Source organism: Salinivibrio sp. KP-1, from assembly GCF_000968645.1.
Classification (GTDB): domain Bacteria; phylum Pseudomonadota; class Gammaproteobacteria; order Enterobacterales; family Vibrionaceae; genus Salinivibrio; species Salinivibrio siamensis.
On sequence record NZ_LAQR01000006.1, the window covers coordinates 12620 to 28522 of the forward strand.

The 15903-nt window shown below is 52.4% G+C and carries 14 protein-coding genes; 4 read left to right on the forward strand and 10 right to left on the reverse strand.

Annotated elements, in window-relative coordinates; genetic code table 11:
* Positions 1-202 precede the first annotated feature (202 nt).
* The 4 genes from WN56_RS08160 to ftnA form a co-directional block, all read right to left on the reverse strand.
* Positions 203-1387: an NAD(P)/FAD-dependent oxidoreductase gene (locus WN56_RS08160; RefSeq protein ID WP_046074571.1), complete on the reverse strand. Its 1185-nt coding sequence runs from the start codon at positions 1385-1387 to the stop codon at positions 203-205.
* A 76-nt stretch (positions 1388-1463) separates the two neighbouring features.
* Positions 1464-2585 carry a mechanosensitive ion channel family protein gene (locus WN56_RS08165; protein WP_046074572.1) on the reverse strand — a complete coding sequence of 374 codons (1122 nt, stop codon included), beginning with the start codon at positions 2583-2585 and terminating at the stop codon, positions 1464-1466.
* Between the two features lie 97 nt (positions 2586-2682).
* A complete protein-coding gene (locus WN56_RS08170) occupies positions 2683-3030 on the reverse strand; it encodes a universal stress protein UspB (RefSeq protein ID WP_046074573.1) in 348 nt (115 codons plus the stop codon).
* A gap of 52 nt (positions 3031-3082) precedes the next feature.
* On the reverse strand, positions 3083-3613 hold the full coding sequence (ftnA, locus tag WN56_RS08175; RefSeq protein WP_046074610.1) for a non-heme ferritin: 531 nt from the start codon (positions 3611-3613) through the stop codon (positions 3083-3085).
* 221 nt (positions 3614-3834) lie between these two features.
* Here ftnA and WN56_RS08180 point away from each other — a divergent pair, with 221 nt between their 5' ends.
* Complete coding sequence (locus WN56_RS08180; protein ID WP_046074574.1) at positions 3835-4260, forward strand: universal stress protein; 426 nt, start codon at positions 3835-3837, stop codon at positions 4258-4260.
* A 153-nt stretch (positions 4261-4413) separates the two neighbouring features.
* Positions 4414-5298: a carboxylate/amino acid/amine transporter gene (locus WN56_RS08185; protein ID WP_046074575.1), complete on the forward strand. Its 885-nt coding sequence runs from the start codon at positions 4414-4416 to the stop codon at positions 5296-5298.
* 98 nt (positions 5299-5396) lie between these two features.
* On the opposite strand, the gene fre is transcribed toward WN56_RS08185, so the two are convergent.
* From fre to trxA, 5 genes are all read right to left on the reverse strand, one after another.
* Positions 5397-6113, reverse strand: coding sequence for an NAD(P)H-flavin reductase (gene fre / locus WN56_RS08190; protein WP_046074576.1), 717 nt, complete (start codon positions 6111-6113; stop codon positions 5397-5399).
* A 114-nt stretch (positions 6114-6227) separates the two neighbouring features.
* The gene (ubiD, locus tag WN56_RS08195) at positions 6228-7697 is read right to left on the reverse strand and encodes a 4-hydroxy-3-polyprenylbenzoate decarboxylase (protein WP_046074577.1); all 1470 of its coding nucleotides are present in this window, start codon (positions 7695-7697) and stop codon (positions 6228-6230) included.
* 74 nt (positions 7698-7771) lie between these two features.
* Positions 7772-8788 carry a hypothetical protein gene (locus WN56_RS08200; RefSeq protein ID WP_052708051.1) on the reverse strand — a complete coding sequence of 339 codons (1017 nt, stop codon included), beginning with the start codon at positions 8786-8788 and terminating at the stop codon, positions 7772-7774.
* 136 nt (positions 8789-8924) lie between these two features.
* Positions 8925-10190, reverse strand: a complete 1266-nt coding sequence (gene rho, locus WN56_RS08205; RefSeq protein ID WP_046074578.1) for a transcription termination factor Rho — start codon at positions 10188-10190, stop codon at positions 8925-8927.
* Between the two features lie 183 nt (positions 10191-10373).
* A complete protein-coding gene (gene trxA, locus WN56_RS08210) occupies positions 10374-10700 on the reverse strand; it encodes a thioredoxin TrxA (protein WP_046074579.1) in 327 nt (108 codons plus the stop codon).
* Between the two features lie 112 nt (positions 10701-10812).
* On the opposite strand from trxA, the gene rhlB reads away from it, so the two are divergent.
* Entirely contained in the window at positions 10813-12102 is a 1290-nt protein-coding gene (gene rhlB, locus WN56_RS08215) for an ATP-dependent RNA helicase RhlB (protein ID WP_046074580.1), read from the forward strand.
* 30 nt (positions 12103-12132) lie between these two features.
* Positions 12133-13647 carry a guanosine-5'-triphosphate,3'-diphosphate diphosphatase gene (gene gppA / locus WN56_RS08220; protein ID WP_046074581.1) on the forward strand — a complete coding sequence of 505 codons (1515 nt, stop codon included), beginning with the start codon at positions 12133-12135 and terminating at the stop codon, positions 13645-13647.
* A gap of 68 nt (positions 13648-13715) precedes the next feature.
* Here gppA and prlC read toward each other — a convergent pair whose 3' ends face one another.
* A complete protein-coding gene (gene prlC / locus WN56_RS08225; protein ID WP_046074582.1) occupies positions 13716-15758 on the reverse strand; it encodes an oligopeptidase A in 2043 nt (680 codons plus the stop codon).
* Positions 15759-15903: the final 145 nt, after the last annotated feature.

Sequence of the window (15903 nt, forward strand, 5' to 3'; positions counted from 1 at the left end):
AACTCCCCGATAACCGAGGTAGCAATAGTGAACAGCCGTCACCCCGTCCCTAGGGTACCGCGAGCCCATCCTGCGCGTCGCGGGTTCACAGCGCCGGATGATTTTTATCCGGCATGGCAAGCGCGCTAATGTATCAACACTGAGACAGGATTGCTATTTTTAAGTTAAAAAACAGTCAACTAGAGAGCACTTAGAATCAAGATCACACATGCTGCCCGGCTACCCAGCCGGAGCTCCAGGCCCATTGGAAGTTATAGCCGCCGAGCCAGCCGGTGACATCTAGCACTTCACCGATAAAATACAGGCCGGGGATATCTCGCGCTTCAAGGGTTTTCGAGGAAATTGCGTGGGTATCTACCCCGCCAAGCGTCACTTCTGCGGTGCGGTAACCTTCAGTGCCGTTTGGGGCAATTGACCACTGGTGAAAGTAGTGATGAAGTTGATCGAGCTGCTTGTCATCGAGCTGCTTGAGCGGTTTATCCGGCAAGCTATCGCGCGCAATCAAGACCTCGACCAAACGTTTGGGGAATAGGCGAGACAGTGAGGTTTTTAAGGTTTGGTTGGGATGCTTATCACGCATCGCCACCAGCACGTCTTTTAGCGACTCACTAGGGAGTAAATCGATGGTGACCGCTTCGCCCGGCTGCCAAAACGAGGAGGTTTGCAACACCGCCGGTCCCGATAAGCCGCGGTGGGTAAAGAGCAGGTTCTCGGTAAAACACACACCCGATTCGGTGGTGATCGAACACGGCACCGACACCCCGGAAATATCGGCAAAGCGAGTTTTGTCCTCTTGGTGCAAGGTATACGGCACCAAGGCGGCGCGGGTGGGCAGCACTTTTAAACCAAATTGTTCGGCAAGCTGATAACCAAAGGGGGTGGCGCCGAGCTTGGGCATCGAAAGGCCGCCCGTGGCAACCACCAACGACTGGCAGCGCACCGGCTCGCCATTGAGTTTAAGGCGAAAGCCGGCTTCTTCTTGTTCGATATCATGCACTTCACAGCGATAGCGTTGACTGATGGTGGCTTGGTCGCATTCGGCCAAGAGTAGATTGACGATATCTTTGGCGCTGTCATCACAAAACAGCTGGCCGTGGTCACGCTCGTGATAGGCCACACCATGGGTGGCCACCAGACCAATAAAGTCCCATTGGCTGTATTGTGCCAATGCGGATTTGACGAAGTGCGGGTTTTCACACAGGAAGTTACTCGCGGTGACATCATAGTTGGTGAAATTGCAGCGTCCGCCGCCTGAGATCAGGATCTTGCGGCCCGGTTTTTTGGCATGATCCACCACCAAAACACGGCGGCCACGTTGGCCTGCTTGTGCCGCACACATCAATCCTGCCGCACCGGCGCCAATCACAATTACATCATACTCAGTCACACGCTTACCTGTTTATTCTCTGCTCACCCTGTGGGAGCGGCATTGTAGCAGCCCGCACGTAAGCGGCAAGCGCGATTTAACGCGCCTGCGCTTCGGGCGGTGGCACCATGACACCTGCGTTTTGCTCAATCATACGAGGGTCCATATGCAACGTACGGGTTGGGAAGGCAATATCCGCACCGTGCTGATGAATAATACCAATCACTTGCAGCAGTACATCCTGCTTCACGCGGTGATAACGTTGCCAGTTCACCGTTTTGGTGAAGGTGTAAATAAAGAAATCGAGCGAGTGTGGGCCAAAGCTGTTGAAGTTCACAATCAAGGTTTGTCGCGTTTCAATGTCTGGGTGGGCTTCAAGCATGGCATACACATCGTCAATCACCGCGCTGATTTTATCGGCGTCTTGGTAACGTAGCCCGATGGTTTCATAGATGCGGCGGTTGAGCATCCGCGAGGGGTTCTCGACCACCACGTTACTGAATACCGAATTGGGAACGTATAAAGGGCGCAAATCGAAGGTGCGCACCACCGTCATACGAATACCAATTTTCTCCACTGTGCCCTCAATGTTGCGATCCGGCGAGCGCACCCAATCACCGACTTTAAACGGGCGATCAAAGTAAATCATCACCCCACCGAAGAAGTTCGACAGCAAGTCCTTAGCGGCAAAACCAACAATTAAACCCCCGACACCCCCGACGGTCAGTAGACCTGAGACGCTAACGCCCAGGCTTTTCAGCAAGGACAAGGCCCCGAAGCACACAAAGAGGGCGCGTAAGACATTCCCCAAGGTATTGATAGTGGTGTGGTCGCGTTTGCTCGTCTCAATCATCACCTGCTCGCTGCTGTTAACTAGGCGTAACAGCACCCAAATGATGACCCAGATCACCACCAAATCTTGCACCAAGGTAAGCCAACTGAGTGAGACATTGCCTAAGGTGTTATCGACAATGATTTCCAGCGAATGAGAAGCTGGCCATAGCCAAATCAACACACTTAAAGGCGTATCTATCGCCGGCCAAATGATGTCGTCCCAGCGGGTGATGGTCTTTTCCGCCAAGGCTTTCAGCCGCCCAACCAGTACGTGCCAAATCGTCCATGCAATGGCACTGATGCCCGTTAACGTGACAACATCCGAGATCCATTCCCACGCCGCTGCCTCATGAAGCGACTGCCACCATTGGAGTAGGCTTTGCATGATTCCCTCAATTACGCTGTGATCCGAGTAGTGGCGTCAGGTTAACAAAAAAAATGCTGACCGAGGTCAGCATTTTGTCGAAATTGTTGGCGTCCGCTTACCAGCCCGCAAAAGCGACAAGAAAAAAGGTCGCGAGCAAGGCACCAGACAACGCAGCATTGAGGATGAACAAATGGCGCACTTTGTTGCATTTGCTCACGAATATTTCATCGTGATGATGGAGATACTCCTGACTACGAATGTACTGGTACAAGCGCTTTTGGCGCGAGATATCGCCTTGGGGTGAGAGTGAGAAAAAGTTGTTATCTCCGCGACAAATTTGCTGATAAAGCAGCGGATTCGCGTCGCGCAACATCACAACGAGCGCGCGCAGTGAAGACAGGTAGCGCGCGAAATTAACCAGTGTGACGGTAAAAACTGCCACGATTAGGATATCACCGTTCATAGACCTCTCCCTCCGCTACGCCGGATAGCGCTCAGAGGGAGAGGTAACCAGATTACTGCCCTGCTGAGCCGTCCATCACTGACGTAGACTCTTCAACCGCCATCGATGCCAAGTCTTTGTCAATAAAGAACAGTGCCTTGCCATCTTCGCCGACTAACTCGATCTTATCGAGTATGCCTTTAAACAGCTTCTCTTCTTCATGCTGCTCCGCTACATACCACTGCAAGAAATTGAAAGTAGAATAATCTTGTGTGGTAAACGCAACGTGCGCCAAGCTGTTAATTTTTTCCGTAATCAAGCGCTCGTGTTGATAGGTTTCGCGAAACACTTCGCCCAGTGATGCGAACTCATGACGTGGTGCGTCAATCGAACCCAAAATAGGCATCGCCCCTGTCTCACTGACGTACGTAAAAAGGCGCTGCATATGCTGCATCTCTTCTTGTGCGTGCTTATGCAGGAATCGCGCGGCTCCTTCGAAGCCTTGATCCTCACACCAAGCGCTCATTTGTAAGTATAGATTTGATGAGAAAAACTCCAAATTGATCTGCTCATTGAGCCTGTCAACCATGGCAGGTGCTAGCATATAAAACATCCTCTTTATTTGGGGTTAGCTGCCATTCTGACCAGCAGCACGTTGGTTTTCAAGCGGATCACGCCGACTAACCGCATCGAGACCGAGTCTTGTATCGAATTTATGACTCGTGTCATCGTCGAGTTGTTGATCGGAATGCGATCACAGTGACTGTTTTTTATACGCAAGCTCGCTAAACTGCGATGACAGCCAGATAGAAAAAGGATAACCCTATGTCATACAAGCATATTTTGGTTGCTGTCGATTTGTCAGATGACAGTGAACGCCTGCTCAAGAAAGCCGATGCCTTAGCCAGTGCCCTCGACGCCCAACTTTCCTTAGTCCATATCGACGTTAATTACGCCGAGCTCTACACCGGGCTCATCGACATTAACTTAGTCGAGTCGCGTAACCGTGTGATTGAAGAAGCGCAGCAAAAGCTGAATCAACTGGCCAGTGACGCGCAAAGTCCAGTGACACATACCTTGGTCAGCAGTGGCGATCTTGCCGAGGAAATCACTGAATCGATTCAAAATATGGGGATCGATCTGGTCGTGGTCGGCCATCACCAAGACTTTTGGAGCTCGTTGCTCTCCTCCACCAAGCAGTTACTCAATAAAACACCGGTGGATCTGTTGATGGTGCCTATCCGCGACTAACAGAACCACTTTCTTCCCCCGCGAAGGCGGTGATTCCGCCTTCTTGCTGCCATCATCGCTTTATCTACTACTCACACCAAGATGAACCGATTGCGTCCCCGCGATGAAACGGTACACTGCCCTTTTTACCATTTTATCGAAGGAACCGAAGTCATGGGGTATCTTAGCGGCGTCACACTGCTGTGGGCCTTTTCATTTAGCCTGATTGGCGTGTATCTCGCCGGCCAAGTAGACAGTTATTTTTCTGTGCTGATGCGCATTGTATTGGCTGGACTGGTGTTTTTGCCCTTTTTGCGCCCTCGCCAAGTACGCCCTGCCTTTGCCGCAAAATTGATGCTGGTCGGTGCATGTCAACTCGGCATTATGTACTGCTTTTTCTATCAATCCTTTTTATTTTTGTCGGTGCCAGAGGTGCTGCTGTTTACCGTCTTTACCCCGCTTTACGTCACCTTGATTTACGATGCCTTAAAACGCCAGTTTAGCGCCTGGTATCTCGTCACTGCCGCGGTTGCAGTGCTTGGCGCCGTGGTGATCCGCTATGCGACCGTCAATCCTGACTTTTTAATCGGCTTTTTGGTGGTGCAAGGTGCGAACCTGTGCTTTGCGATTGGCCAAGTTGGTTACAAATACCTGCTTGAGAAAGAACAAACTCAGCTGCCTCAGCATGCGGTATTCGGTTGGTTTTATCTTGGCGCCTTAGTGGTGGGTGTGCTGGCTTTTGCCTTGCTGGGCAACAGCGACAAGCTGCCCACGACACCCACCCAGTGGGGTGTATTGATTTATCTAGGCACTATCGCCTCAGGACTGGGGTATTTCTTTTGGAATAAAGGTGCGACGCTAGTTAATGCGGGGGCACTCGCGGTGATGAACAACGCCCTGATCCCAGCCGGCATTGTGGTCAATGTACTGATTTGGAATCGCGAGGCAGATCTCATGCCATTACTCAGTGGCGGGGTGTTGATTTTAGCTGCGCTGTGGTTTAACCAAACCTGGGTCAAACGCCACGTTGCCGCGCAACGGAGTGCCGCCCCACGGTAGGCCGCCCCACGGTAGGCCGCCCCACGGCCTCTGCCACCCAAACACAAAACAGGCAGGGAAATCCCTGCCTGTTCACTTATCCGAGAGAGAAGACGCGATCAGATAAAGGCAAACGCGTCTGAGTAAAGGTGATCGCGGCTCACGCCACGCTCTTTGCAGAACATGTCACGCGCCACACCCGCCATTTCAAAACGGCCAGCGATATAGATGTCGTAAGCGCCCAGGCTGACAAAATCTTCCATCACCGCTTCCAATACATTACCCACTTTGCCGCGCCACTCGCCTTCGGCTTGTTCCACCACTGGCATAAAGGTGATATTACTGTGTGACTCAGCCAGTGCTTGCAGCTCATCATGCGCATAGAGCTGACAAGGGGTGCGGGCGCCCCAATAAATAAAGATCGGAGACTGTATACCTTGGCTAATACAGTGATCGACCATGCTGCGCACGTAAGAAAAACCAGTACCACCGGCAATCAGCAGCAAAGGACGCTCGCTCTCACGTAGCCAAGCATCACCGGCAGGCTCAGTAATTTCAAAGTCCGCTTGACCACTTTCTAACGCGGCTTTGGCCTTTTCAACCACTTCTAAGGCAAACGGGTTTTCATCTGCCGCGCCAACGTGCAGCTCAAGCTCTGCACCCGCTTCACGACATGGGCTGCTTGCCAGCGAAAACGGGCGCTTATCTTTTTCACCCATCACCGCCATCACGTATTGCCCCGGCTGATAGCTCACCGCCTGCTGCGGCTTTAGGATAATGCGGTAGGTGTGACACGCCAACGGCTCAACGGCGGTCACTTCACATAGTATCGACATTCTGTTCCTCTGTTTGTTATTGCTACAGCCGATGAGGTTATTAGAGGCGGCATCACTACCGCCTTTGGCTGTGTTTGTATCGTTAATGGTGAATGCTAGCGCATTCCAATAGGATTAGTCTAAGATCCCTAATTCATCCCAAATCGCGTCGACACGTGCGACGACCTCTGGATCTTTAGCAATAGGCGTCCCCCACTCACGGTCGGTTTCCCCTTGCCATTTATTGGTGGCATCGAGGCCCATTTTCGAGCCGAGCCCAACCACGGGAGAGGCAAAGTCAAGCGAATCAATAGGGGTATTATCCACCATCACGGTATCGCGCGACGGATCCATACGCGTGGTTATTGCCCAGATCACGTCATTCCAATCACGCGCGTTGACGTCGTCGTCACACACTATCACAAACTTGGTGTACATAAACTGGCGCAAGAACGACCACACGCCCATCATCACCCGCTTGGCATGACCAGGGTATTGTTTTTTCATGGTTACCACCGCCATGCGATACGAGCATCCTTCAGGCGGTAGGTAGAAATCGACAATCTCTGGGAACTGCTTTTGCAAAATCGGCACAAACACCTCGTTAAGTGCCACGCCTAAAACGGCAGGTTCATCCGGTGGACGCCCCGTGTAGGTGCTATGGTAAATCGGTTTTTTGCGCATGGTCAGATGCGTCACAGTGAACACATGGTGACGCTCAACCTCATTGTAATAACCGGTATGATCGCCATACGGCCCTTCATCCGCGTACTCATTAGGGTCGATATAGCCTTCCATCACAATTTCCGCACTGGCCGGTACATCCAAGTCGTTGCTGATACATTTGGCCACTTCGGTTTTACTGCCCCGTAATAAGCCGGCAAACGCATACTCGGACAAGGTATCCGGCACGGGCGTCACCGCGCCTAGAATGGTGGCAGGGTCAGCACCATAGGCCACGGTCACTGGGAAAGGTTCATTGGGATGGGTTTGCATCCAATCATGCAAATCTAACGCGCCACCGCGATGGGCCAACCAACGCATGATCACTTTGTTTTTGCCAATCTTTTGCTGGCGATAAATACCCAAGTTTTGCCGCTTTTTGTTAGGGCCACGCGTGATTGTCAGTCCCCAGGTAAGCAAAGGTGCCACATCACCCGGCCAACAGCGCATCACCGGAATGGTATCCAGATCGACCTCATCGCCGCTCAGCACCACCTCTTGGCAACGAGGGCGGCGTACGGTTTTCGCCGGCATGTTGAGCACTTGGCGAAAAACGGGCAGTTTATCGAGTGCATCACGAAAGCCCTTGGGCGGCTCTGGCTCTTTGAGATAAGCAAGCAATTTGCCGACTTCACGTAGCTCGAGGACGTCGTGACGCCCCATGCCCAAAGCAACACGCTTGGGGGTACCAAACAGGTTCGCCAGCACCGGCATGTCATAGCCCACGGGATTTTCAAACAACAGTGCGGGACCACCAGCTCGTAACGTGCGGTCGCAAATCTCGGTCATCTCAAGATCGGGATCAACCGGCTGGCTAATGCGTTTTAGCTCGCCTTGGGTTTCAAGATAGTCAATAAAATCGCGCAAATCGGAAAGTTTCATATCAGGCTCAAGGGGTTAATGGTCGCCTCTATGATACCAAGTTAAGCGGTATCCGGATCGGTAAAGGCTCGACATTAGCGCGACGGTAACGCAGATGCAATGTGCTGTTGGCCAAGCGGTCCGAGCTGGTCTTGTAATCCGCTCAACCAATCCCCTTTGCCCGCTTCCACCAGCAGTTGTGCCACTTCTTTACCTTGACGCAACGACAGCTGTGTTAGCAAAAAGTCGGCAACGGGTGCAGGTAACGGCGACAAATTGGCCAGTTGTCGAATCGCAGGTCCTCGCAGCGAGGGGTTGTCAGCCGCCGCCATCATTTGCCGCAGTGCAAAGGGATCAGTTCCCCGCTCACGCAGCGCGTGCAAGGCCGCAAGGCTATACTGATCGGTGCCTCGGCGCCACAATCGCTCATACAGCGCAGAACGCTCAGTGGCTTGTGCCAACGCCGCCAAAATAGCATTGTCGGGCATCCACATTAGGGTCGGATCATTGAGGTACTGATCGGCCAAATACGCTAAGCCATCGGCGTCATAATCGGCAATCATGGTCACCAAGGCGTCACGGCGTTGACGATAGTCGGGCTGATCGGGGTCAATCCACTCGGCCATCACTAATTGGCGATAGCTCAATAGCATGCCGAGCTCTTGGGTTAATTGCTGCTGACGATAGCGATTTAGCTGCTTGCGGGCCGAGGCCGCATAATGAAATGCTGGCGTGGTCACCCAGTAACCATCTTGTTGATGACGCAATAAGAAGTGCGGCTGCTGCTGACTTAAAGTAGCAAGGTACTCACGCCACTTGTCGTTATCAAGCCGCAGAGGCGAAGAAAGCAGCCGATATAAGGTCGCTTCTCGGGTGAGCGGCGGCAGTTGGCGGATGTGCGACTCAAGCGCGCTGATCTCGCCATTGGCTTGGAGGGTAAAGGCAGTCCGCATGGCATCTATCGTGCTCGCTTTATCTAACACTTGCTCGATAAAAGGCTGAGTCACAATTTGGCCCTCTGTCGCTGGCGCGTTGGCCGACACAGAGAGCGAGAAAAGGCCCACTAGGCCTAGGCCAATCCCTAATAACTTGATGCGAAAACGTCTTGCCATCCGTTGCAATCCTATCTTCGGTGCCACGCGTCCTGCGTCACCTTTCCTTGGTGACAATGATTGTGCGAGCTCAGTATCAACGGGGCAATAAAAAAGCACTGCGAATGCGCAGTGCTTAACATTATTGCGTTATCAGTTACGAGTTTTGCCGACGCATGGCGTCAAAGAACTCATTGTTGGTTTTGGACATCGCCAGTTTACCAATCAAGAATTCCATGCCTTCCAGCTCGCCCATCGGGTGAACGATTTTGCGCAGGATCCACATTTTTTGTAGTTCATCGGGCTTGGTCAGCAACTCTTCACGACGGGTACCAGAGCGGGTGAAATCGATGGCAGGGAAAACACGTTTTTCAGCAATCTTACGCGACAGGTGTAATTCCATATTACCCGTGCCTTTAAACTCTTCGTAAATCACTTCGTCCATCTTCGAGCCTGTGTCCACCAGCGCAGTGGCAATAATGGTCAAGCTGCCACCTTCTTCCACATTACGCGCCGCACCAAAGAAACGCTTAGGACGGTGCAAGGCGTTGGCGTCAACACCACCGGTCAATACTTTGCCTGACGACGGTACAACCGTGTTATAAGCACGCGCCAAACGGGTAATCGAGTCCAGCAAGATCACCACGTCTTTTTTGTGCTCCACCAAGCGCTTGGCTTTTTCGATAACCATTTCAGCCACTTGCACGTGACGGTTCGCTGGCTCGTCAAAGGTTGACGCGACCACTTCACCCTGCACCAAGCGCTGCATCCCGGTCACTTCTTCTGGGCGCTCATCAATTAAGAGCACCATCAGTTCACAATCCGGATGGTTGAACGCGATGCTTTGCGCAATGTTTTGCAGCAGCATGGTTTTACCCGCTTTTGGCGGTGCCACAATCAAGCCACGTTGCCCTTTACCAATCGGCGAGGCTAAGTCGAGTACACGGGCGGTGATGTCTTCGGTGGAGCCATTCCCACGTTCCATCACCATGCGCTCGCTGGCGTGCAATGGGGTCAAGTTTTCAAACAGGATTTTGCTGCGAGCATTGTCTGGCTTGTCACTGTTAACTTGGTTAACTTTTAATAGCGCAAAGTAGCGCTCGCCGTCTTTTGGCGGCCGAATTTTACCCGCGATGGTATCGCCTGTGCGCAGGTTAAAGCGACGAATTTGGCTTGGCGATACATAAATGTCGTCCGGGCCGGCCAAATACGAGCTGTCTGCGCTGCGCAAGAAGCCAAACCCGTCTTGAAGAATTTCCAGTACGCCATTGCCGAAAATATCTTCACCGCTTTTTGCGTGCTGTTTGAGGATCGAGAAAATGATGTCCTGTTTACGCAAGCGAGCCAGGTTTTCAAGTCCCATGCTTTCGCCAAGCGCAACCAGCGTCGAGACGGGTTGAGTCTTCAGTTCGGTAAGATTCATAGTGGTGAGTGTCTTGTTTGTCAAAGTTGAGGTCTGAAATTAGTTAGCGTGTCGAGACCAGTGGTATGTTCGAGAGATGAACAGAAGTACAAATTCCGTGCAATAAGGTAGCACCTAAATGGGGTATCGTCTAGTTAGCAGAAAAACAACCGCCGCTGAGAGGCAGCGACGGTTACTTTAGCATTAGAGGTTGGCGTCAAGAAACTCTTTCAACTGAGTTTTTGACACTGCACCAACCTTGGTTGCTGCTACGTTGCCATCTTTAAAGAGCAGCAACGTTGGGATACCACGGATGCCGAACTTAGGCGGTGTACCTGCGTTCTGGTCAATGTTCAGTTTTCCGATGGTGACTTTACCTGCGTATTCTTCAGCGATTTCGTCCAGGATTGGCGCGATCATTTTGCAAGGTCCACACCATTCTGCCCAAAAATCTACCAATACAGGCCCTGCAGCTTTTAGAACGTCTGCTTCAAAGCTGTCGTCGGTTAGCTGCATAATTTTGTCGCTCATCTTCTACTCCAATACATGTTTTTGTTACTGGCTAAATTGCGACCAGTAAATTATGGGACTATTTGACTGGATTCGCTTCCGTATTGCAAGCCTAAGCTGATATTCTATCCGGATGAAAATGACGCATATCACAGAGCAGAAATTTGCCGAGCTCGGCTTGCACGCCGATGTTCTTAAGAGCTTGGAGGCCAAAGGGTTTACTCAATGTACCCCAATCCAAGCCTTGGCATTGCCGGTCCTGCTCACCGGCCAAGACATTGCAGGACAGGCGCAAACGGGGACAGGCAAAACCCTGGCGTTCCTGGCTGCGACGTTTCATCACCTCCTTACAACCGATGCCCCAGCATCGCGTAAAAAGAATCAACCGCGTGCCATCATATTAGCTCCTACGCGTGAATTAGCGATTCAGATCTATAATGATGCGGAGCCGCTATTAGCCAATACGTCGATCAGCGCAGGACTTGCCTATGGTGGCGAAGGCTACGACAAACAGCAACAAACACTTGAACAGGGTGTCGACATTTTAATCGGAACCTGTGGTCGAATCATCGATTTTTACAAAAAGAAAGTGATTGATTTGCATGGTATTCAAGCCGTCGTGCTTGATGAAGCCGACCGTATGTTTGATCTCGGTTTTATCAAAGATATCCGCTTTTTGTTTAACCGCATGCCCGCCCCCGATCAGCGCTTGAACATGCTGTTTTCGGCGACCTTGTCGTATCGCGTTCAAGAACTGGCCTTCGAGCACATGACGAGCCCAGAGCATGTGGTGGTCGAGCCCGAACAAATTACCGGCCATCGCATCAAAGAAGAGTTGTTCCAGCCATCGAACAAGGAAAAAATGCCGCTGCTGCAAACCTTGATCGAAGAAGACTGGCCTGAACGCGCGATTATTTTTGCCAACACTAAGCATCGCTGCGAATCGATTTGGGCGCATTTAGCCGCCGATAACCACCGTGTAGGCTTGCTTACGGGTGACGTGCCGCAGAAAAAACGGGTTAAAATCCTCGAGCAATTCACCAATGGTGAGCTGGATTTGTTGGTGGCGACTGATGTCGCGGCGCGCGGCCTGCATATTCCGCAGGTGACCCATGTGTTTAATTATGATCTCCCAGACGACGCACAAGACTACGTGCATCGCATTGGCCGAACGGGGCGTGCAGGCGCCAGTGGTAGCTCCATCAGCTTTGCGTGTGAAGAATACGCCGTCAATCTCCCCGCGATTGAAGAATACATCGAACACAGTATTCCAGTCAGCGAATTTGACCGCAGTGCACTGCTAAAAGATTTGCCGCCGCCCAAGAAAATGGCCAAGCGCCCCAATACGCAGCGTCGCAGCAACAACAAAGGTGGCGGAAATAACCGTAACCGCCAACGTCGCCGTCCGCAAAAGTCGGCATAAGGTTTAACGGCACATAGGTCAGAGCGCATCATGAGTGGTCACGGACATCCCACATCGACCCCGTCGCTGTACGCCGCGATTGATTTAGGCTCCAACAGCTTTCATATGCTGGTGGTGCGCCAAGTGGCAGGCAGCGTGCAAACTCTCGCGAAAATTAAGCGAAAAGTTCGTCTCGCCGCAGGCATGGACGACCAACAACAGCTAAGCGACGAAGCCATGCAGCGTGGCTGGGATTGCTTGGCCTTGTTCGCCGAGCGCCTGCAAGATTTCAACACCGACAATATCCGTGTCGTCGCCACGGCGGCTCTACGTCGCGCAAGCAACGCGGATGCGTTTTTAGCCCGAGCTAACAACCTGCTTGGCCACCCGATTGAAATCATTTCGGGGGAAGAAGAGGCGCGCACCATCTACCAAGGGGTCGCGCATACCTCTGGCGGGGCGGGCAAACGCTTGGTGGTCGACATCGGTGGTGCCAGCACCGAGCTCATCATTGGTGAGCAATTTGAGCCTACCTTATTGCAAAGCCTCAATATGGGCTGTGTCACCTTTTTAGAAGACTATTTTGCCGATCGCGTGCTCAATCAATCGGCGTTTGATACCGCGATTGCCGGCGCCAAAGCCGAGTTAGCCCCGCTGATTGCGCAATATCGTGCGCTCGGTTGGGACTGCTGCGTAGGCGCCAGCGGTACCGTGCAGGCACTGCAAGAGATCATGGTCACCCAAGGCATGGATGAAGTGATTACACTCGATAAACTGCATCGTTTGCGCGATCAAGCCATCGCCTGTGGGCAAATGGACGCATTGGATATCGAGGGGTTGACGTTAGAACGTGCGCTGGTGTTTCCAAGCGGCTTATCGATACTGATCGCCATTTTCGAGTGCTTAGAGGTGACACGCATGACCCTAGCGGGTGGGGCGCTGCGAGAAGGCTTGGTGTATGAAATGATGACCGCGATGCGCCATAGCGATATTCGTGCCCGCACCATTGCCAGCATCCAGTCTCGCTATCAGCTGGATGAAGCACACGGTATCAATGTCGCCGACACCGCCTTGGAGCTGCTCAATCAATGTCCGGCATCCTGGGTACCTGAGCCGGAAGCACAAAGCTTGCTTCATGCCGCCGCCTGCGTGCATGAAATTGGTTTAAGCATTGGCTTTAAGCAAGATGGTGATCATGCCGCGTATTTGATCACCCATCTCGATCTGCCCGGCTTTACGCGAGCACAGAAACAATTGGTCGCCACCTTGCTCCGCTACTATCGAGAGCAACTGGTGCTCATTGATGGCCAGCACGCGCTGTCTACCACCAGCGCCAATCGTCTGTTGCGCCTGCTGCGAATTGCGGTGATCTTATGCCATCGACGCGACAGTCGCGTCCGACCGATGCTAGCCCTCACTGCCGAGGAGGATGCTCTTACCCTACACTTGGACACCACATTACTCGAGGCCAGCCCCTTGTTGCGTGCCGAATTAGAGCAAGAGGCCTTGCGCCAATCAAGCCTTGGGTTGCCCCTAGTGGTGCTCACTGACGAGACTCGCATCTAACACCGGCGATGAATAAAAAAGCCCACACCAGTGATGATGCGGGCTTTTTTTATTGAAGATCTGCGACACTACGCGGTGGTGATCCCGCTATGACGCAATAAGGCGTCAGGGCTTGGTTCGCGACCTCTAAAGCGCACAAACAAATCTTTCGGTGCCTCACTGCCGCCACGGCTGAGAATATGATTCAGGAAGTCCTCGCCGGTGTCGCGGTTAAAGATCCCTTCTTCTTCAAAGCGCGAGTAAGCATCGCTCGATAGCACTTCTGCCCATTTATAGCTGTAGTAGCCTGCACTGTAGCCACCGGCAAAAATATGGCCAAACGCGTGCGGGAAACGGTTCCACTCAGGCGCGGGAACCACAGAGACCTGCTCACGCACCGCACTGAGTGTTTCCATGATCCGCGGGCCGACCTCTGGGTCAAACTCACTGAACAAACGGAAGTCGAATAAACTGAACTCAAGCTGGCGCAACATCGCCATCGCCGAATTAAAGTTCTTCGCGGCGAGCATTTTTTCTAGCATGTCTTCCGGTAAGGCTTCTCCCGTTTGGTAATGCCCCGAGATAAAGCTCAGTGCCTCTTGCTCCCAGCACCAGTTCTCTAAAAACTGGCTTGGCAGCTCAACCGCATCCCAAGGCACACCATTGATCCCTGACACATCCGCTACGTCGACTTGCGTCAACATATGGTGAATGCCATGACCAAATTCGTGGAATAAGGTCACTACTTCGTCATGGGTAAACAGCGCAGGGTCATCGCCCACTGGTGGGTTAAAGTTACAGGTTAAATACGCCACTGGCGTTTGTAGCTCACCGTCTGCTTGACGACGACGAACGCGACACTCATCCATCCATGCGCCGCCACGTTTGTTTTCTCGCGCATACAAGTCAAGGTAGAAGCTACCGCGCAAGGTGCCTTGGCTATCATGAATATCATAAAAGCGCACGCTCTCATGCCAGGTGTCGATGCCTTTACGCTCGGTAATCGTCATGCCAAACACACGATGCATCACTTCAAACAAGCCGGAGAGTACACGTGCTTCAGGGAAGTATGGGCGAAGCGCTTCATCAGAGATGGTGTAGCGTGCTTGCTTGAGTTTTTCACTGTAATAAGGGATATCCCAAGGCTCGAGGGCATCAACCCCAAACTCTTCTTTGGCATAGGCTTTCACTTCCGCGAATTCACGCTCGCCTTGTGGGCGCGCTTTATCGACCAGATCATTCAAAAAGCCCATCACCTGGTCTGGGGTTTCCGCCATTTTCGTGGCGAGGGATAGTTCACTGTAGTGATTAAAGCCAAGTAGACGTGCTAACTCATGCTTGAGGCGCAGCGACTCGTTCATCAGCTCAGTATTGTCCCACTGCCCCGCCTGCGGCCCGCGATCAGAGGCGCGCGTGGTAAAGGCTTCGTACATTTCCTGACGCAGCGCTCGGTTATCACAGTACATCATGACGGGCAGATACGAAGGGATATCCAGGGTAAATAAGTAACCTTGTTGCGACTTGCTCTCGGCTTGCGCTTTTGCCGCGTTGCGCGCCGATTCGGGTAACCCCGCTAAGTCACTTTCATCGCTAATCAGCTTGCTCCACCCCATGGTGGCATCGAGCACATTGTTGCTAAACGATGATGATAGCTCCGACAACCGCTTTTGAATCTCACCAAAGCGGTGTTGCTGGTCGGCTGGCAAGGCAATTCCGGACAGTTCAAAGTCTTGCAGCGCATCGTTAATCGCTTTTTGCTGTGCCACATCGAGGGCGGAAAACTCAGCACTGTCTTTCATCGCTTTGTATGCTTGGTATAACCCCTTGTGCTGACCACGCCAGGTGGAGTATTCCGACAGTAACGCCAGGCAGCTTTCATACGCCTCACGCAATGGCTGACTATTGACCACCGCATTCATATGGCTCACCGGTGACCAGATGCGGCCAAGTCGATCTTCCGCCTCTGTGACAGGCACACTGACCGAATCCCAGCTGGGTTGCTCAGTCGCCGCCGCGGCATCTACCGCTTGGCGACAGTCAGCAATCGCGGCTTCCACTGCTGGTTTGACATGCTCTGGCTTAATGGCGGAAAACGGAGGTAAATCCTCAAATTGAAGAAGCGGGTTGGACATAGTGCCTTCCTTTTTGCTGATAAGGCGCTCGCATCGCGAGCCCCGGGCAGATAAGTAACCTTATTTATATGCCGTCTCTCTCTACGCTTTTCAATCCCTCCCCGTTTAGCGGGGTGTATTGCGAGCGTTACAAAATGATTCTGAG

Coding starts and splice junctions, on each gene's coding strand:
- WN56_RS08165 (WP_046074572.1), bottom strand. CDS start 2,585: ATGCAAAGCCTACTCCAATGGTGGCAGTCGCTTCATGAGGCAGCGGCG.
- WN56_RS08170 (WP_046074573.1), bottom strand. CDS start 3,030: ATGAACGGTGATATCCTAATCGTGGCAGTTTTTACCGTCACACTGGTT.
- ftnA (WP_046074610.1), bottom strand. CDS start 3,613: ATGCTAGCACCTGCCATGGTTGACAGGCTCAATGAGCAGATCAATTTG.
- WN56_RS08180 (WP_046074574.1), top strand. CDS start 3,835: ATGTCATACAAGCATATTTTGGTTGCTGTCGATTTGTCAGATGACAGT.
- WN56_RS08185 (WP_046074575.1), top strand. CDS start 4,414: ATGGGGTATCTTAGCGGCGTCACACTGCTGTGGGCCTTTTCATTTAGC.
- fre (WP_046074576.1), bottom strand. CDS start 6,113: ATGTCGATACTATGTGAAGTGACCGCCGTTGAGCCGTTGGCGTGTCAC.
- ubiD (WP_046074577.1), bottom strand. CDS start 7,697: ATGAAACTTTCCGATTTGCGCGATTTTATTGACTATCTTGAAACCCAA.
- WN56_RS08200 (WP_052708051.1), bottom strand. CDS start 8,788: ATGGCAAGACGTTTTCGCATCAAGTTATTAGGGATTGGCCTAGGCCTA.
- rho (WP_046074578.1), bottom strand. CDS start 10,190: ATGAATCTTACCGAACTGAAGACTCAACCCGTCTCGACGCTGGTTGCG.
- trxA (WP_046074579.1), bottom strand. CDS start 10,700: ATGAGCGACAAAATTATGCAGCTAACCGACGACAGCTTTGAAGCAGAC.
- rhlB (WP_046074580.1), top strand. CDS start 10,813: ATGAAAATGACGCATATCACAGAGCAGAAATTTGCCGAGCTCGGCTTG.
- gppA (WP_046074581.1), top strand. CDS start 12,133: ATGAGTGGTCACGGACATCCCACATCGACCCCGTCGCTGTACGCCGCG.
- prlC (WP_046074582.1), bottom strand. CDS start 15,758: ATGTCCAACCCGCTTCTTCAATTTGAGGATTTACCTCCGTTTTCCGCC.